The organism is Novosphingobium sp., from assembly GCF_040079535.1.
Classification (GTDB): domain Bacteria; phylum Pseudomonadota; class Alphaproteobacteria; order Sphingomonadales; family Sphingomonadaceae; genus Novosphingobium.
Genome location: NZ_JBEBKB010000043.1, coordinates 1 through 18,658, shown reverse-complemented (window position 1 = coordinate 18,658; position 18,658 = coordinate 1). Strand labels below are relative to the sequence as shown.

The window sequence follows — 18,658 nt, the reverse complement described above, 5'->3', positions numbered from 1 at the left end:
GGCAGGGACCCAGAGTTAGCCGGCTCTGGGTCCCTGCCTGCGCGGGATGACGAGAGGCGGTGGATTCTTGCTTTATGCGGTCCTGCCTTTTCACCAAAGCTAGCTTGATTCTTCCTAAAAATTGCATCAAGGCCGGACCATGCCCGCACGGATCTATCAACGCCCGAAAAACGCTATGCAGTCTGGCAAGGCCAGGCTGGGCGAATGGATGCTCGATTTCGCGCCCGCCGAAGCGCGGCTGCCCGATCCGCTGATGGGATGGCCCGGTTCGGGCGATACCCAGGCGCAGGTCCAGCTGACGTTTCCCAGCGCAGCCGCCGCACAGGCCTATGCCGAAAAATGCGGGATCGATGCAGCGCTCCACGCGCCGGCCCCGCGCAAGCTGAAGCTGCAGGCCTACGCCGATAATTTCAGGTAATTCCTGCCGCTTTCAGGTAGGAAAAAGACGGGAGCGGCCCCTGCCGTACGCCTGGGTCGCGCTGTTGGGCGCACCGCAGAAACCGCTCCCCGATCAAACCCGAAGGCGTGATCGCTTTCGATTGCCCCCATTTTGAGCCAGTCGAGCCAGCTGTTTAGAACGATTCGCAATCCGCAGGCTTGCGCAAACACGACAGCGCCGCCATATGCGCCGCCGGGAGTCGGTCGGACGCTTGCGCACGCCAACCTGGTCAGATCCGGAAGGAAGCAGCCACAACGGGTTGCGGCGGGTCGGCCGGCTCCTTTTTTTGCAGTATTGGAAATTTGGCGCAAGCCGGTCTGCAAACGGCGGGCTTTTGCGCTCCGTTGCTCGAAATCCACCATTTTCGTCCCACCTAGCGACACACCCTTCGACACGCGCTTTGGTTGCGCCTAATCTGGCAAATGATGGACGATTCCCGCAAACCGATTGATGATGAAACCGAAGCTCCCTCGGCAGCCGATCTGGAGGCTGCCGGGCAGGAATCGATGTTTGGCGCACCCGTTCCGACACCCGCACCGCCCGCTTCGGTAAGCGATGCCCCGGCGCAACCCTATCGTGTGCTGGCCCGCAAATACCGGCCGCAGACCTTTTCGCAGTTGCTGGGCCAGGATGCGATGGTTCAGACGCTGGCCAATGCGATCAAGCGTGAACGGCTGGCCCATGCCTTTTTGATGACCGGAGTGCGCGGGGTGGGCAAAACCTCTACCGCGCGGCTGATCGCCAAGGCGCTCAACTGCATTGGCCCGGATGAACAAGGCGGGCCAACGATTGATCCGTGCGGGCAGTGTGAGCCTTGCGTGGCGATTGCCGAAGGGCGCCATATCGATGTGATCGAGATGGACGCCGCCAGCCACACCGGGGTGGACGATGTGCGCGAGATCATCGAGGCGGTGCGCTATGCCTCCGTTTCGGCGCGCTACAAGATCTACATCATCGATGAAGTCCACATGCTCAGCCGCAATGCGTTCAACGCGCTTTTGAAGACGCTGGAAGAGCCGCCGCCGCACGTCAAATTCCTGTTTGCCACAACCGAAGCAGACAAGCTTCCGGTTACGGTGCTGAGCCGTTGCCAGCGCTTTGATTTGCGGCGCATTTCAGCCGAGTTATTGGCCGAACATTTCGCCCGGATCTGCGAGGCCGAAGGGGTCAGCGCCGAGGCCGAAGGGCTGGCGATGATTGCCGCCGCGGCAGAAGGATCGGCGCGCGATGGCTTGTCAATTCTGGATCAGGCTATTGCCCATGCCGATCTGGGCGGGGCCGGCACGGTTAGCGCCGATCAAATCCGCGAAATGCTGGGGCTGGCTGATAAATCGGTCCAGCGCCATCTGTTTGCTGCGCTGCTGGGCGGGGATGGCGGCGCACTGCTTGATCTGGTCGATCACCAGTTTGCACTGGGCGTAGAGCCGCTGGCACTGATGCGTTCGGCGATGGAGCTGACCCACCGGATCACCGTTGCCCAATTGGGCAAGGGTGAGGGCGATGGAATTTCGGCTGAGGAACGCGCACTGATTGGCGAATGGGCCGCTTCACTTACGCCCGGGCAGTTGCACCGGCTTTGGCAGTTGTTGCTGAAGGGGCACGATGAAGTGCGCGGCGCGCCCGATCCGCTGGTCACCGCCAAGATGGCCCTGCTGCGGGTTCAACATGCTGGTGATCTGCCCGATCCCGGCAAACTGGTGAAGAAGCTGGAAGAACTGGCATCGCGCGCGCCGGCTGCGGCCACGCCTGGCGAAACTGCTGTAGCTGAGCCCGAGCCCGCAGCGCCAACCGCAGCAGATTGGGCCGCGTTGGTGCATACGGTTGAGCAATCCGGGCAACTCAGGATTTCGCAGATCATGCACGATTGGGTCCGGATTGCGGATCTGGGGCATGAGGAGTTGACCTATGCGCTTGCCCCCGGATATCCCGGCGATCCCACCGCCGAACTGCGCGATGCGCTGTTGCGGGCCACCGGGGCACGGTGGCAGGTCAGCCGGATCGAAGGCGAGGCGCAGCCCAGCTTGCGCGAAGCGGCCGAGGCTGCGCGCGATGCATCGCGGGCCGCGGTGCTGGCTGATCCGATGGTCGAAGCCGCGCTGGGCGCGTTCCCTGGGGCTGAACTGCTTGACGAGGAAAAAGAACAGCGCGTTGCCGGGGCGGGCAAGAACTGGAGACAATGACGTGGAATCGATGGAAGAGATGATCAGGGCGGCGCAGGCTGCGGCTGAGACCATTCAGAAGCAGATGGGCGAAATGCAGGGCAAGCTCGATGGGATCGAGGTTGAGGGCGTTTCGGGTGGCGGTCTGGTCAAGGTCCGGGCATCGGCAAAGGGCCGGATAATCGGCGTTTCGATTGACGATAGTCTGTTGCAGCCAAGCGAAAAGGGCATCCTTGAAGACCTGATCGCGGCCGCCTTCAACGACGCACGCGGCAAGGCCGATGCAGTGAGCGGTGAGGAAATGGCCAGAATGCAGGGCGGCATGGGCCTGCCGCCGGGGTTCAAGCTGCCCGGGATGTAGATCCGCAATACGTGCCCAACGGATCTTCGGGCAGGCCGCGCTGGCGCAAATCCACAGCGGCGGCGGGCCGGGCCATTGCACCCGGCCAAGGGCACCCCCATATCCCCATCCAAGCGCGGGATTCACCCGCATGGCGTTAGTTAAGCCCCAGCTTGATGAAGCCGATTGGATGGAAATATGAAACTCTACCCCTTGCTGCCCCTGCGCGATATCGTCGTGTTTCCGGGCATGGTCGTGCCGCTGTTTGTCGGCCGTGAAAAAAGCGTGGCCGCGCTTGAAGCGGCAATGACTGCCGAGGGTGACAAGGATATCTTCCTGCTTGCCCAGCTTGATCCTGGCTGTGACGATCCGGTTGAAGATGATCTTTTTGATATCGGCGTGGTTGCTACGGTGCTGCAGCTGCTGAAGCTGCCCGATGGTACGGTGCGGGTGCTGGTGGAAGCCAAGCACCGCGCCAGCATGATGGCGCTGCGGCTGGAACAGAGCGCCGGCGGCGAAATGGCTGTGGCGCAGGTTTCGGTGGTGGAGCCGGTCGGCGTATCGGGCAGCGAAGTTTCGGCGATGATGCGAACCGTGGTCGATACCTTCGGTGAATATGCCAAGCTGAACAAGAAACTGCCGCAGGAAGCGGGCGAAAATCTTGCCGAAATCGTTGATGCTGCGCTGCTGGCAGATAGCGTTGCGGCGCATATCCAGGCCAAAGTTTCTGACAAGCAGGCGCTGCTTAGCGAAGCCGATCCGCTCAAACGGCTGGAAATGGCCCATGCCTTCATGGAAGGCGAACTGGGCGTGCTGCAGGTAGAGCGCCGGATCCGTGGCCGCGTGAAGCGCCAGATGGAAAAGACCCAGCGCGAATACTATCTCAACGAGCAGCTTAAAGCGATCCAGAGCGAACTGGGCGGCGGCGATGATGGCGAGGCCAATGAGCTGCAGGAGCTGCAGGACAAGATCGAAAAGCTGAAGCTTTCAAAGGAAGCCCGCGTCAAAGCGAATACCGAGCTGAAAAAGCTCAAGACGATGCAGCCGATGAGCGCAGAAGCCACTGTGATCCGCAATTATCTGGATGTGTTGTTGGGCCTGCCGTGGGGCAAGAAAAGCAAGCTCAAGAAGGATATCGGCGCGGCGCAAGAGGTGCTGGATGGCGATCACTATGCGCTCGACAAGGTCAAGGACCGGATTGTCGAATATCTGGCGGTGCAGGCCCGTACCAACAAGCTGAAGGGGCCGATCCTGTGCCTGGTTGGCCCGCCGGGCGTGGGCAAGACTTCGCTGGGCAAATCGATCGCCAAGGCCTGCGGGCGTGAATTCATCCGCCAGTCGCTGGGCGGGGTGCGTGATGAGGCGGAAATCCGTGGCCATCGGCGCACTTACATTGGCTCGCTTCCGGGCAAGGTTATCGCCAATCTCAAAAAGGCCGGGACCAGCAATCCGCTGTTCCTGCTGGATGAGATCGACAAGCTGGGCCAGGACTTCCGCGGCGATCCCGCTTCGGCGCTGCTCGAAGTGCTCGATCCGGAACAGAACGCCAAGTTCCAGGATCACTATCTGGAACTGGATTATGATCTGTCAGACGTGATGTTCGTCTGCACGGCCAACAGCCTCAACCTGCCGCAGCCGCTGCTTGACCGGATGGAAATTATCCGGCTGGAAGGCTATACCGAGGACGAAAAGGTTGAAATTGCCGAGCGGCATCTGTTTGAAAAGCAGATCAAGGCGCATGGCCTTAAGCCGGGCGAATTTTCGCTGACCACCGAAGGCCTGCGGTCGCTGATCCAGCACTACACCCGCGAAGCCGGGGTTCGCACGCTTGAGCGAGAGATTGCCAGGCTGGCCCGCAAGGTCTTGCGCCAGATCCTTGAAGGCAAGGTCAAGAAGGTAACCGTGACCCCTGAAAATCTTGGCGACTACGCCGGGGTTCGCAAATTCAAGCACGGGATGGGTGAAGAAGAAAATCAGGTTGGCGCGGTGACGGGGCTGGCCTGGACTTCGGTTGGCGGGGAACTGCTGACGATTGAAAGCGTAACTGTGCCGGGCAAGGGCATGGTCAAGACCACGGGCAAGCTGGGCGAGGTGATGAACGAATCGGTCCAGGCCGCTTTCAGCTTCGTGCGGGCCCGCTCGCCAGCCTATGGGATCAAGCCCAGCCTGATCGCGCGCAAGGATATCCACATCCATTTGCCCGAAGGTGCGGTGCCCAAGGATGGGCCATCAGCGGGCGTGGGAATGGTCACTTCGATCGTTTCAACGCTTAGCGGTATTGCGGTGCGCAAGGACGTGGCGATGACCGGCGAGGTTACTTTGCGCGGCCGAGTGCTGGCGATCGGCGGGCTGAAAGAGAAATTGCTGGCAGCATTACGCGGCGGAATCAAAACTGTTTTGATCCCAGAGGACAACCGCAAAGACCTCGCAGAAATTCCGCAGAACGTGCTTGATGGGCTTGAAATCATTCCGGTTTCGCATGTTGATGAAGTTTTGGCCCAAGCGCTTACCGAACCGCTGGAGCCGATTGAGTGGACCGAGGCAGACGATCTGGCCAGTCAGCCTGCCTTGCCGGGTGCGGCAGCTCCGGCAACCGCGCACTAATCGATCGGTTAAAATGGATGCTGCAATGCGGCGAAATGTTCGCTGCATCGCGGTCTCTGCCCGATTCATCGAAAACGGCGGAAAATCGTGGATAATCTTTGGTGCGATGAGCGCTTTGGCTTTGACAGTTCGGGCAAAAGTCGCTCAATTCGCGGCCATCTTTGAAGTCGAATCAAAATGTTTAATACTCAAACCAAGGTAGGGGGTTCCCAACATGAACAAGAATGACCTGATCGGCGCAGTTGCAGATGCAAGCGGCCTGACCAAGAGCGATGCCACCAAAGCAGTTGAAGGCGTTTTTGACGCCATCAGCGGTGCACTGAAGAAGGGTGACGAAGTTCGCCTCGTCGGCTTCGGCACTTTCTCGGTTGCCAAGCGCAAGGCCTCAACCGGCCGCAACCCGCGCACCGGCGAACCGATGCAGATCAAGGCATCGTCGCAGCCCAAATTCAAGGCCGGCAAGGGCCTGAAGGACGCCGTCAACTAGGACGCGTCTGCCGGGTTTCCGGTTTCACAGCGCCGCGCTTGCTTACACGCAAGCGCGGCGTTTTGTGTTTGAACTTTCTGGCAGTTCGCAATGCGCCGGTTCTTGGGGGTCAGGCTTGCCCTTTTGCCACAGTCGGCTTGCTGGCAAACGACACCACTTTCGAAAACACCCACGACAGCACCAGCGCAATTCCCACCGCCAGCGCGGCCACGCCCACGCTGTTGCTGCCGGCCAGTTCCTTGGTCCAGACCAGCACGGTAAGGTGGACGCAGTAGAGCGGCAGCGAATAGTTGCCGAGCCATTCGAGCGGGGCCTTCAGCGCGGCGGGCGGCTGGCTCATCGCGACAACCCACATCATCAGCGGCAAGAATGCGATTACGAACACCAGATCGCCTGCGACCCGGCCCAGCGGCAGGTAGGGGACTGCTGCAATTCCGATGATCGGCAGCGCCAGTGCCAGCCACCACGGCAGGCCGGGGGTGCGCAAGCCATCGCGGTATTTGCGGCCAATCCATACTCCCAGCACATAGGACCAGAATACCCGGGGCAGGGCGGTCCACCATGTAGCCCAGGTTGGCGCGTTGACGCCCATGGTGTCAGCGCCCTGGCGGCCAACCGTATGGATCAGCCAGGCCCCCATGATCAGCGCCAGAACCAGCATCAGGTTTGTGGCCACACGCTTTAGCACGGCGGCATGCAGGAAATTGGCCAGCAATTCGTAGAACAGTGTCCACTGCGGCCCGTTGTAGCGATAGAATGGCCCGGCACCGGCCAGGCTTGGCAGCATCACCAGATCAAGCGCCAACCACCACAGCAGGGTCAGCGGATCGGCCATTCCGATATAGAAGGCGCGCACCACCGCCACGCCGGCTCCAACCGCTACCAGCGGCCACAGCCGCTTGAACCGGGCCCAGGTAAATTCCAGCGCACCAATCCCGCTTTGCAGCTTTTTCTCGGTCGATACCGCCAGAACGAAGCCTGAAAGCAGAAAGAACAGATCGACAAACAGGTAGCCGCGCTGAAACGGTCCGCCGATGCCGTAAACGATATCCAGGTGGTAGAACACGATCATGAAGGCCGCGATCCCGCGCAGTCCATCAAGCTGGAACATCCGCGGGCTGTGCGGCGGTGCGGGCGGCGGTGTTTCCATGGTGTGCGATACCTCCCTGTTTGCGCCCGTTACAACAGCTTGGCGCGCGAAGATCAACTGCGTCCACTGGACGTTAAGCCTGCGCGGCTATATATGCCTGACGCATGAACCGGATTGTCCTTGCCATCCTCGCCCTGTTTGCAGGGCTCGCCGCGCAGGTTGCCCCTGCTGAGGCGCGGATTTGCGGGCTTACGGAAATTGGTACCACACTGGGGATCAAGGCTTCGGCGCGGGTCGTCGCGGTTGCCGCTGCGGCTCCGTTCCGTGCCGCTCCTGGCCGCGCTGTCCATGCACCGGCACCGGTTCTGCGCATATTGATGCTGCCCGCAGCAGCACCTGCTGTGCGCCTGCGCGTTGACCGCGCCCGCGAATAGCGCCGCAAACCAACCGCCTTCCAGCTAAGGCCGCGGCACCGGTTCGGGCGCCGCACAACCACATTCACACCCATTCAAATTGCAGGAATTCCCTATGATCGGCGCCATTGCCAAGCGCATTTTCGGTTCGTCCAACGACCGCTACGTCAAGAAAATGGAAAAAGTTGTTCAGCAGATCAACGCTTTCGAGCCCTCGATTGCGGCGCTGACCGACGAAGAATTGCAAGCCCAAACGGACAAGTTCCGGCGCTTTCTGACCGAAGGCAAAAGCCTGGACGACATCATGCCCGAAGCTTTCGCCACGGTGCGCGAGGCCTCGGTTCGGACTTTGGGCATGCGCCACTTCGATGTGCAGATGATTGGCGGCATGGTGCTGCACCGCGGTGAAATTGCCGAAATGCGGACCGGTGAAGGCAAGACCCTGGTGGCAACGCTGGCGGTCTACCTCAACGCGCTTGAGGGCAAGGGCGTCCACGTTGTTACGGTCAACGATTACCTTGCCCGGCGCGATGCCGAATGGATGGGGCAGATCTACAAGTTTCTGGGCCTGACGGTGGGCGTGATCGTGCCCAACCTGAGCGAGCCTGAGCGCCGCGATGCCTACTATTCAGATATCACCTATGCCACCAACAACGAGCTGGGCTTTGATTACCTGCGCGACAACATGAAGCACGAGCGTGACCAGATGGTCCACCGCCCGTTCAATCATGCGATCGTGGATGAGGTGGATTCGATCCTGATCGACGAAGCGCGCACCCCGCTGATCATCTCTGGCCCGACCGACGACAAGAGCGATCTTTACATATCGGTCGATGCAATCGTGAAGCAGCTGGCTGAAGAGCACTACGAAAAAGACGAAAAGACCAAAAACATCACCCTGACCGAGGACGGGGTGGAATGGGCCGAGCGTCAGCTTGAAGCGGCCGGGATTTTGGTTGGATCAAACCTTTATGATGTTGAAAATACGCAGGTAGTCCATCACCTGGATCAGAGCCTCAAGGCCAATGTCATGTTCAAACGCGACATTGATTACATCGTCAAAGAGGACAAGGTGATCATCATTGATGAGTTCACCGGCCGGATGATGGATGGCCGCCGCTGGTCAAACGGCCTGCATCAGGCCGTCGAAGCCAAGGAAGGCGTGAATATCGAGCCTGAAAACCAGACCATGGCTTCGATCACGTTCCAGAACTATTTCAGAATGTATCCCAAGCTTTCGGGGATGACTGGCACCGCCGCAACCGAGGCTGCGGAATTCTTCGACATCTACAAGATGAGCGTGGTGACCATCCCAACCAACGTGACCGTTATGCGCGTTGATGAGGACGATGAGTTCTACAAGAATACGGCCGATAAATTCCAGGCGATCGCCAAACTGATCGCCGAAAAGAGCAAGATCGGCCAGCCGGTTCTGGTCGGCACGGTTTCGATCGAAAAATCGGAACTGCTATCGGACTATCTCAAACAGGAAGGGGTGGAGCACGCTGTGCTCAACGCCCGCTTCCACGAGATGGAAGCCCACATCGTTGCCCAGGCGGGGCGCATGGGCGCCGTAACAATCGCTACCAATATGGCCGGGCGTGGCACCGACATCAAATTGGGCGGCAACCTTGAATTCCGCATCGATGACGAGCTTAAGGACGAAGCCGACGAAAAGGTTCGCGAAAAAACGATCGCCAAGATGAAGGCGGAAATTGATGCCGAGCGCGAACGGGTGCTGGCCGCTGGCGGGCTTTGTGTGATCGGCACAGAACGGCATGAAAGCCGCCGGATCGATAATCAGCTGCGCGGCCGCTCGGGTCGTCAGGGCGATCCGGGCCTGTCGAAATTCTACCTTTGCCTTGAAGACGATCTGCTGCGGATTTTTGGACCCGACACGCTGTTCAGCAAGATGATGAATGCCAATCTGGCCGATGGCGAGGCGATCGGTTCGCGCTGGCTTTCAAAAGCGATCGAAACCGCCCAGAAAAAGGTTGAGGCGCGCAATTACGATATTCGCAAGCAAGTGGTCGAATACGACGATGTGATGAACGATCAGCGCAAGGTGATCTATGAACAGCGCGCGGATATCATGGATGCCGATACGCTGGACGATGTGGTGGAAGATATGCGCCACGATACCGTGAATGCGATCGTTGGCGATGCCTGCCCGCCAGGATCCTATCCTGAACAGTGGAACATCGAGGCCTTGCGGCAGCGCAGCTTCGAAGTGCTGGGAATCGATCCGCCGATTGATAATTGGCTGAGCGAAGACGGGTTGGAACCGCAGGACATCGAAGAGCGGGTCGCCGCGCTGGCCGATGAAAAGATGGCGGCCAAGATGGGCGATGATTCAGCAGTCTGGCGGCAGGTTGAAAAGCAGATCATGCTCGATCGGCTCGATCACCACTGGAAGGAGCATCTCGCCACATTGGATGCGCTGCGCCAGGTGGTGTTCCTGCGCGCCTATGCCCAGAAAACCCCGATCAACGAATACAAGCAGGAAGCCTTTGGCCTGTTCGAGCGGATGCTTGAAGCAATTCGCGAGGACGTTACCCGGATCCTGATGAACAGCGAGCTGCGGATGCCCGAGCCGGTGCAGATGCCTGATCTGCCAGACTTCCTGACCAGCCATATTGATCCTTTCACCGGTGAGAACGATGCTTCTACGCCCGGCGCAATGGCGATGATGAGCGCGCTGGGAGCAGCCGAAGCTTCGGCGGCCAGCGGGGTTCTGGCAAATCCGGGTGAGGGCGATCCTTATGCAGAGCTGGGCCTGTCGCGCAATGCGCCGTGCCCGTGCGGCTCGGGTGAGAAATACAAGCACTGCCATGGTGCCTTTGCCTAGGGCCCAGCGATGATCTGGCTGGTCCCCGCCTTTTTCGTAACTGCGCTGCTTTATGCGTCGGTCGGATTTGGCGGCGGATCGACCTACAATGCTTTGCTTGTCCTGGCCGGGTTCGATTACCGGCTGCTGCCGATCGTCAGCCTTTGTTGCAATGTCGCGGTTGTTCTAGCCAGCACGATCCGGTTTGGCCGGGCCGGGCTGGTCCCGTGGAAGCGCGCGTTGATATTGGCGGCAGTCGCGGCGCCGCTGGCATATCTGGGCGGCCGGACGCAGATCAAGGAGGCAACCTTTCTGCTGCTGCTGGCACTCAGTTTGATCGCCGCTGGGGTGGCCTTGCTTGTGCCGCGCAATCAGCAAGCCCAGGATCTGCCCGGCGGTTTGGCGCGCTGGATGCCGCTGGCGGCCGCGCCGCTGGGCTTTTTGGCCGGGCTGACCGGAATCGGTGGCGGGATATTCCTGGCGCCATTGCTCCATTTCACGCGCTGGGCCGATGCCCGCGCGATCGCCGCGACCACCAGCCTGTTCATCCTGATCAATTCGCTGAGCGGGCTTTATGGACAGGCTGCAAAAAACGGCACCGGCGCGTTCGGAGATGCCCTGTCTGGCGCGCTGCCACTGTTGATAGCGGTTGTGGTTGGCGGGCAGATCGGCAGCCTGTTTGCAATTCGGCTGTTGCCGGAAAAATTGATGCGCTGGCTGACGGCGGCGCTGACGATCTGGGCCGGAATGCGGCTGCTGCTTGGTTAAAAAGCAAAAGCCCCGCCGATTTGGCGGGGCTTTGCAAAATGCCCGGGCGGGGTGGCTCCCCGAGTAGGATTCGAACCTACGACCAAGTGATTAACAGTCACCTACTCTACCGCTGAGCTATCGGGGAATAACCCCCCACCTGCGGGCAGGGGTGGGCCTATAACAGCGCGACCGGGTTTGGCAAGATGGCTGGCGATCAAATCTGGAACTGTTCGGCAAAAATCCGCTCTTCAAGCGTTTTGCCCGGATCAAACAGCAAGGTTAGCTGCTGTTCCTTTGCGACCCTGACTTTGACTGACAGGATATCGCGGAGCTCCTTCTGGTCGGCCACTGCGGCCACAGGGCGCTTGTCTGGATCCAGTACGCGAAATTCAATCTCGTAGTGATCGGGGATGATCGCCCCGCGCCAGCGGCGCGGGCGGAACGGACTGATCGGGGTCAAAGCCAGCATGGCCGATCCCAACGGCAGAATTGGACCGTTTGCGGACAAGTTATAGGCAGTGGAACCGGCCGGTGTGGCAACCAGGATGCCATCGCAGTATAATTCTGAAATCCGGACTTTCCCGTTGACCGAGATTTCGAGCCGGGCCGTCTGCCGGGTTTCGCGCAACAGCGATACTTCGTTGATGGCTGCGACTAGGTGTTCGCGGCCATCGCCCGTAATCGCGCTCATCGCCAGGGGATTGACCGCCAGCGGTTTGGCCCGGGCAATCCGTTCAGCCAGCGGGCGGCTTGATCGCGGTTGGTTCATCAGAAAACCAACCGTGCCCAGATTGAGCCCATAGGCCGGGATAACGCGCCCGGTATCGAGCATTTCATGGAGCACGTGGAGCATCTGCCCATCACCACCCAGCACCACGGCGACATCGGCTTCGTCCAGCGGGACAAAGGCATTGTCCAGCCGCAGTGCTTCGGCGGCTGCCTGTGCGCGTTCGGTTTCACTGACCAAAAGGGCCATACGCTGATGCGAGGTCATCGGGCGACTTTAGGGCAGGAACGCATTCAGGCCAACACTTTGGTAGGGGGTCTGTGTTAATCCCTGCATGATGAGCAAACCGCGTTCCCCTATGCCGATACCGCACAGTGATGCGCTGACCGGCCTTGCCACACGAGAGGCTGCTTTGGCGCGGCTTGGTGAATGGCTGCCGGCGGGTGACAAGGTTCACGCGGTGCACATCGGCTTTCGCCGCTTCGATGCGCTGAATCTGGCCTATGGCACGGCGGCCGGCGATGCTGCACTGGCCGAAGTGGCGCAGCGTTTGCGCCACTTTGCCTCTGCCGAAATCGAAGGCGGCTGGCTGGCCGCGCGCGATGGCGGGAGCCGCTTTCTGCTGATCGCAAATGAGCCTTGCAGCCGCGAAGTCTGGCAGCTTGCCGCCGCCCGTTTGCTTGATGCACTGGCCAAACCGATCGTCACGGCCGGCGGCACGCTGCGGCTGTCACCGCGGGCGGGATTGCTGCGCGCAACCGCGATCGACAATCCGGAAAGTGTGCTTGACCGATTGGGCCAAACGTTGGCCAATGCCATGGCACTTTCGGGCCGACGCTTGGCCTGGGCCGATGGCGAGGCTACGCGGCTGGCGATCAGCGCGGCGCAATTGGAAGCCGATCTGATCCAGGCATTGGATCGCGGTGAAATCGAAGTGGTGTATCAACCCCAATTTTCCTGTCAGGACAACCGCCTGACCGGGGCAGAGGCTTTGACGCGGTGGAACCACCCAACGCTTGGCAAGCTGGGTGCGGGCGCGTTGTTCACGATTGCTGAACGGGCCGATCATGTTGCGCAGCTATCAGGGCATATCGCCCGCCTGGCACTGACGGGTGCCCAAAAGTGGCCAATGGATCTTCGCCTGTCACTTAATGTTACCCCGGCTGACCTTGCCAGTGCCGATTATGCCGCGCAGTTGGCCGGGTTGATCAAGCAGACCCGGTTCGCTCCGTGGCGTTTGACGCTAGAAGTGACTGAGCAGGTTTTGCTTGGCGATGTGACTCATGCCGCAGAAGTGCTCGGCAAATTGTCTGCGCAGGGAATCCAGATAGCGCTTGATGATTTCGGCGCCGGGTTCTGCAATTTTCGCTATCTGCAATTGCTGCCGCTGCACTATCTGAAGCTGGACCGGGCGATGATCGATGGAGTGGCCGGCAATCCCCGCGATCTGGCGGTGCTGCGTGCGATCATCGCAATGGCCAGGGCGCTTGACCTTAAGGTTATTGCAGAAGGCGTGGAAAGCGAATCCCAGCGTCAATTGGCGGTTGGCGAGGGATGCAGCCACTATCAGGGCTTTTTGCGGGCCCAGCCGATGGACGGTTCAGCCTTTCAAGCCTTCGCGCTGGCTAATTGACCCGGCGGTAAACCAGCACATCGCCGAACTGGGCTTCCAGTTCGTAATTCTGGGCCAGCCACTGATCCACCGGGCGGCCGGTCGCGCGCATCCAGGCCAGCCCTTTCCCTTGACCGTCAGTTACCACGAAATCGGGCCGCATCGCCATCAGCCGGCCAATCTCGTCTGAGCCAACGTAGCCAGCTTTTGCCAATGGGCCGATAATTGCCGGGCGCGCGATATTTTCAGGCTGGACTCCGGCTTTGGACAGCTGCGGAGCATCAAGATACCAATCGATCAATTGTTTGCGCCATGGCCACACCGATGGATGCGATCGGCCGTTTGATTTGATAAACCGCGCGGCCTGCGCAATTTCAAAAGCGGATTCTGTGTGTGATGGATCAGTTACAACGGCGATACCCTGGGGCAATTGCTCGGCCACGGCGGCGGCGAGCGGCAGCGTTCCTGCGGCCAAAGCCAGCGGCGTTGCCTTTGGCAGCCGGGCCAGCCGGTCAAGACCCAATGCGGCGAACAGCGCCAGCACAGGCCCGATTTGCAGCCAATAGTGCGGATAGACTGCACCGCTGAAAGCCAGGCTGACCAGCAATCCAGCCAGCGCCAGCGTGGCGACAAGCAGCGGCCAGGGCTGGGCCTGGCGCCGCACAAAGGCGCCCCATAGCCCGGCCGCAACCAGCACCGCGAAAGGGATCAGGATCAGCGGCTCGATTGTTGCGGTGACGTAGAGTTGCCGGATGTTTTCAAGAATAGCCTCACCCGGCCCAACCTGCGCCGCATAGGCCAGCGGCACATCGATCATCGCCAGCTTCAACACGGCAAGCTGCTGTGCCAGGCCATAAGCGATGACCAGCAGTGCCACAGGCACAAGCCCGCCCATTCCGAAGGCGAGCCAGGCGCGGGGATGAACCATATCACTTTTGCGCAGCGACGCGATCAGCAACAGCAACCCAAATGCGATCGGCAGTTGGTAGAGGTTGGTGCGCGACAGCACGGCAAGGGCCAAAAAGAGCCCCGCCAATCCGGCACGAAGCGGCGCAACCGGTGTGCGGGCAAGGGCCAGCAATGCCGCCATCGCGAAGAACAGCGCGGGCAGCTCAGTATAGGTTGGCTGGCCCAGATCCAGGCTGGCAAAGGCCACATATATCAACGCGCCGCCCAATGCCGCCCAGCCGCTGGCGATCTGGCGAGCGAAACTGAACGTCAGCAGCGCTGTGCCAAACAGCAGAAAATCGCCCAACAGCCGGACAGCCACCAAACTTTTGCCGAACGCAGCAAGCACGCCGCCGATCAGCAGGAAGATGACGGGTGGCTTGAGATCGAACTGATTGACGAACGGCAGATGTCCGTTGGCAACATCGGCACCCATCAGGATGAACGTCGTTTCGTCGGGATCAATCACCTCGCGGCCCAGCCCCACGAACTGCGTTGTCAGAACCGCGAGCACCAGAACGAGCGCGGCAAACGAGGTTGTGGGACGAGAGCCCCGGAGGGTATTTTCCATAACGCGCATTTATCACGCTGGAATGCACGATTTGGCAATCGGATTAATTACTTCGCCCTGCGCGCAATCGCGCTCAATCCCTTGGTCAGTTGGAACAGTCCGCCCAGCCGGGCGACCGGATCGGCCCAGGCCCGCGTCACCACAATTTTGCTGTCGGGGCGCAGTTTGATCGTGCCTTCCAGCCGCGCAGCATAGGCGATCAACCCGGCCGGATCGGGGAACCTATCGACATGGAACGAAACCAGGCTGCCTTTGGCGCCGACATCGATCTTTGAAATGTTGGCCTCAATCGCCTGGCGCTTGATCTGGATCAGCTTGATCAGGTTAAGGGTTGGCTGCGGCAGCGGGCCAAACCGATCGATCATTTCAGCCGACAGGCCTTCGATTTCGGCCTGATCCTCAGCATCATTTAGGCGGCGATACAGCGCCATGCGAACCGCCAGATCGGGCACGTATTCGTCTGGAATCATGATCGGCGCATCAACGGTGATCTGCGGGCTGAGCGAATGGCGTTCCCGTGCCAGCCCCATTTCACCGGCCTTGGCCGCCAGAATCGCATCCTCCAGCATCGATTGGTAAAGTTCAAAACCAACTTCGCGGATGTGCCCTGATTGCTCGTCGCCCAGAAGGTTTCCGGCGCCGCGAATATCAAGATCATGGCTGGCAAGCTGGAACCCGGCACCCAGACTGTCGAGATCGCCCAAGACCTTCAGGCGTTTTTGCGCCACCTCTGATAGCTGGGTGTCTTCGGGTGTCGTCAGATAGGCATAGGCGCGCAGCTTTGATCGACCAACGCGCCCGCGCAGCTGATACAGCTGCGCCAGACCAAAGCGATCGGCCCGGTGGATGATGATGGTATTGGCGCTGGGAATATCGAGGCCAGATTCGACGATAGTGGTTGAGAGCAGCACTTCGTACTTTTTCTCATAGAAAGCGCTCATCCGCTCTTCCACTTCACTTGCCGCCATCTGGCCGTGGGCCGCAATAAAGCGCACTTCGGGCACCACTTCGCGCAGCCATTTTTCAACCGCTTCCATATCGGCGATGCGCGGCACCACGATAAAGCTTTGTCCGCCGCGGTGATGTTCGCGCAGCAAGGCTTCGCGCATCACGATCTCGTCCCATTCCATCACATATGTCCGAACCGCCAGGCGATCGACCGGCGCGGTCTGGATCGTGGAAAGTTCACGCAGGCCGCTCATCGCCATTTGCAGCGTCCGGGGGATTGGCGTTGCGGTAAGTGTCAGCATGTGAACATTGGTGCGAAGCTGCTTGAGCGCTTCCTTGTGATTGACACCAAATCGCTGCTCTTCATCAACAACAACAAGACCAAGGCGTTTGAAGCTCAGGCTTTTTGCCAGCAATGCGTGGGTGCCGATAACGATATCGACAGTGCCGTCGGTCAGGCCCTGTTTGGTAGCCTTGGCTTCCTTGTCTCCCACCAATCGCGAAAGCCGGCCGATTTTCAGCGGAAAGCTGGCAAAGCGTTCGCAGAAATTGGTGAAATGCTGGCGCGCCAACAGGGTGGTCGGGGCGATAACGGCTACTTGTTGCCCGCCCAGCGCAGCGACGAATGCCGCGCGCAGTGCAACCTCGGTCTTGCCGAAGCCGACATCGCCGCAGACCAGGCGGTCCATCGGCCGGCCCTCGGCCAGATCGGCCAGCACGTCTTCGATCGCGGCTTCCTGATCTTCGGTTTCCTGCCAGGGGAAGCCTTCGACAAACTGATTGTAGCCGTTGCCATCGGGCACCAGCACAGGCGCGGTGCGCAGCGCCCGCTGTGCTGCGGTTTTGAGGAGTTCGTGCGCGATTTCGCGGATACGTTCCTTGAGGCGGCTTTTGCGTTTTTGCCAGCCTTCGCCGCCCAGCCGATCAAGCGGCACGAATTCCGCATCCGAGCCAAACCGGGAAAGCACGTCAAGATTTTCAACCGGCACATACAGCTTGTCGCCGCCGGCATATTCCAGCGCCACGCAATCATGCGGGCTTTTGCCAACCGGGATCGATTGCAGCCCAACGTAGCGGCCGATCCCGTGCTCCATGTGGACCACCAGATCGCCCGGGGTAAGCGCGGCCAGCTCCGCCATAAATGCGTCTGCGCCCTTGCGGCGCTTTTTGCGGCGGACCAGCCGGTCACCCAGGATGTCCTGCTCGGTAACAAGATCCAGTTCGGCATTGGAGAACCCGCTTTCAAGCGGCAGCACCATCGCGGCAGGCACACCGCTGGCGGCCAGACCCAAGGCTTCCTGCCAGCTTTCCGCCAGAACCGGAACGGGACGTGCAGCTTCCCCCAGGATGGCCGTGATCCGCGCACGGCTGCCCTCGCTATAGGCCGCGATCAAGGTTTTTTTGCCGCGCTTGGCTTGCCCCGTCAGATAGCGGGCGGCGGCCTCATAGACATTATCTCCGCGGGCCCGTTCCGGGGCGAAATCACGGCCGCTGGAAAAATCGAAATTGATCACCCTTGCGCTGTCTGGCTGGGCGAACATATCGGCGCGGTGAACCGGATGACTGGCCAGCACCGCATCAAGTTCTGGCCGCGGGAAATAGAGCAAATCAGGCTCAATCGGCCGATAGCTGCCCACAGCTTTGCCCGAGGTTTCAGAGCGCGCTGTGTAGTAATCAGAGATATCGCCCAGGCGTTCTTCGCCAGCGCCAATCGCCGCGCTGTCGATGATCATAACATCATCGCCGCCAAGGTGATCGAACAGGCTGACCAAACGGTCCTCGAATAGCGGTAGCCAGTGTTCCATCCCGGCCAGCCGCCGACCATCGCTGACCGCCTGGTAGAGCGGATCGCCAGTGGCATTGGCGCCGAACTGATCGCGGTAGCGGCCGCGAAAGCGCTTTATGCTTTCTTCATCAAGCAAGGCTTCGCTGGCGGGCAGCAACAAATGCTCAGCCACAAGCCCGGTGGAACGCTGGCTATTGGGATCAAACAGCCGCAGCGTTTCAAGTTCATCGCCGAAGAAATCAAGCCGAAGGCCGCCTTCCAGCCCTGAAGGATAGATATCGAAAATTGATCCGCGCACGGCAAATTCGCCGGCATCTGCCACGGTATCGGTGCGGCTGTATCCTTGCCGGATCAGCAGGGCGATCAGGCTTTCGCGGCCAATCGAGATTCCGGGCTTGAGCAGCTTCACGTTTTCACGGATCCGGAACGGGGTCAGCACCCGTTGCAGCGCAGCGTTGATCGTGGTGACGAACAGCTGCGGGCCTTTGCGCGGCAATTGGAGCTTCTGCAGCGCCGCCAGCCGGCGGGCTGATACCGAAAGGGCAGGGCTGGCCCGATCATAGGGCAGGCAATCCCACGCGGGGAACGCGATCACATCAAGTTCGGGCGCGAAAAACCGGGCAGTATCGGCAATGGCCTGCATCGCCGCTTCGTCAGGCGCGATGAATACCGCGCGGCCTTTTGCGGCACGCGCCAGATCGGCCAGCACCAGCGGCTGCGCTCCGCGCGCCAAGGAGGCGAGGGTAAGCGGGTGTTTGGCCGCCAGGATTTGGGACAGGTCGAGCATCGGTCAGGCATAGCCAATTGCCCCGCGGACCAGTTTCAAGGCCTGCGGGGTGGGGATTCGAAACGGGCCTTAGCGACGTGGATCGGCATTGTCGAACTGCGGAGATCGCAGGGTCGCCGCTATTCCCGAACAAACCTTTTTCGTCATCCCGCGCCCCCCTTCGCCATCCC

13 protein-coding genes, 1 tRNA gene and 1 other RNA gene are annotated in these 18,658 nt (G+C 60.3%); 10 read left to right on the top strand and 5 right to left on the bottom strand.

All coding sequences use genetic code 11. The features are described from left to right. The first annotated feature begins 139 nt into the window (after positions 1-139). The 6 genes from ABL914_RS11995 to ABL914_RS11970 all read left to right on the top strand — a co-directional run bounded on the left by ABL914_RS11995 (position 140) and on the right by ABL914_RS11970 (position 6,029). Complete coding sequence (locus ABL914_RS11995) at positions 140-418, top strand: NADH dehydrogenase ubiquinone Fe-S protein 4 (protein ID WP_391563418.1); 279 nt, start codon at positions 140-142, stop codon at positions 416-418. A 213-nt stretch (positions 419-631) separates the two neighbouring features. Next, positions 632-726: signal recognition particle sRNA small type (ffs, locus tag ABL914_RS11990), an RNA gene on the top strand. A gap of 138 nt (positions 727-864) precedes the next feature. Then, positions 865-2,619: a DNA polymerase III subunit gamma/tau gene (locus tag ABL914_RS11985; RefSeq protein ID WP_391563419.1), complete on the top strand. Its 1,755-nt coding sequence runs from the start codon at positions 865-867 to the stop codon at positions 2,617-2,619. A gap of 1 nt (position 2,620) precedes the next feature. Then, on the top strand, positions 2,621-2,959 hold the full coding sequence (locus ABL914_RS11980; protein ID WP_391563417.1) for a YbaB/EbfC family nucleoid-associated protein: 339 nt from the start codon (positions 2,621-2,623) through the stop codon (positions 2,957-2,959). 177 nt (positions 2,960-3,136) lie between these two features. Continuing rightward, entirely contained in the window at positions 3,137-5,542 is a 2,406-nt protein-coding gene (gene lon / locus ABL914_RS11975) for an endopeptidase La (protein WP_391563416.1), read from the top strand. Positions 5,543-5,756: 214 nt separating this feature from the next. Beyond that, entirely contained in the window at positions 5,757-6,029 is a 273-nt protein-coding gene (locus ABL914_RS11970; protein WP_391563415.1) for an HU family DNA-binding protein, read from the top strand. A 109-nt stretch (positions 6,030-6,138) separates the two neighbouring features. On the opposite strand, the gene ABL914_RS11965 is transcribed toward ABL914_RS11970, so the two are convergent. After that, positions 6,139-7,179: an acyltransferase family protein gene (locus tag ABL914_RS11965; protein ID WP_391563414.1), complete on the bottom strand. Its 1,041-nt coding sequence runs from the start codon at positions 7,177-7,179 to the stop codon at positions 6,139-6,141. Positions 7,180-7,283: 104 nt separating this feature from the next. Here ABL914_RS11965 and ABL914_RS11960 point away from each other — a divergent pair, with 104 nt between their 5' ends. The 3 genes from ABL914_RS11960 (at position 7,284) to ABL914_RS11950 (ending at position 11,127) form a co-directional block, all read left to right on the top strand. Next, positions 7,284-7,553 (top strand): hypothetical protein, encoded by a 270-nt coding sequence (locus ABL914_RS11960; RefSeq protein WP_391563413.1) that lies wholly within the window; start codon positions 7,284-7,286, stop codon positions 7,551-7,553. Between the two features lie 94 nt (positions 7,554-7,647). Continuing rightward, positions 7,648-10,380, top strand: coding sequence for a preprotein translocase subunit SecA (gene secA, locus ABL914_RS11955; RefSeq protein ID WP_391563412.1), 2,733 nt, complete (start codon positions 7,648-7,650; stop codon positions 10,378-10,380). Positions 10,381-10,389: 9 nt separating this feature from the next. Further along, on the top strand, positions 10,390-11,127 hold the full coding sequence (locus ABL914_RS11950) for a sulfite exporter TauE/SafE family protein (RefSeq protein ID WP_391563411.1): 738 nt from the start codon (positions 10,390-10,392) through the stop codon (positions 11,125-11,127). Between the two features lie 52 nt (positions 11,128-11,179). Here ABL914_RS11950 and ABL914_RS11945 read toward each other — a convergent pair. Both ABL914_RS11945 and ABL914_RS11940 read right to left on the bottom strand, forming a co-directional pair. Further along, a tRNA-Asn gene (locus ABL914_RS11945) sits at positions 11,180-11,254 on the bottom strand. A 69-nt stretch (positions 11,255-11,323) separates the two neighbouring features. Continuing rightward, the gene (locus tag ABL914_RS11940; RefSeq protein ID WP_391563410.1) at positions 11,324-12,103 is read right to left on the bottom strand and encodes an NAD kinase; all 780 of its coding nucleotides are present in this window, start codon (positions 12,101-12,103) and stop codon (positions 11,324-11,326) included. 70 nt (positions 12,104-12,173) lie between these two features. On the opposite strand from ABL914_RS11940, the gene ABL914_RS11935 reads away from it, so the two are divergent. Then, a complete protein-coding gene (locus ABL914_RS11935) occupies positions 12,174-13,469 on the top strand; it encodes an EAL domain-containing protein (RefSeq protein WP_391563409.1) in 1,296 nt (431 codons plus the stop codon). Here ABL914_RS11935 and ABL914_RS11930 read toward each other — a convergent pair. Beyond that, positions 13,462-14,967: an ArnT family glycosyltransferase gene (locus ABL914_RS11930; protein ID WP_391563408.1), complete on the bottom strand. Its 1,506-nt coding sequence runs from the start codon at positions 14,965-14,967 to the stop codon at positions 13,462-13,464. The two genes, ABL914_RS11935 and ABL914_RS11930, sit on opposite strands and share 8 nt — an antisense overlap. Positions 14,968-15,014: 47 nt before the next feature. Further along, entirely contained in the window at positions 15,015-18,488 is a 3,474-nt protein-coding gene (gene mfd, locus ABL914_RS11925; protein WP_391563407.1) for a transcription-repair coupling factor, read from the bottom strand. Positions 18,489-18,658: the final 170 nt, after the last annotated feature.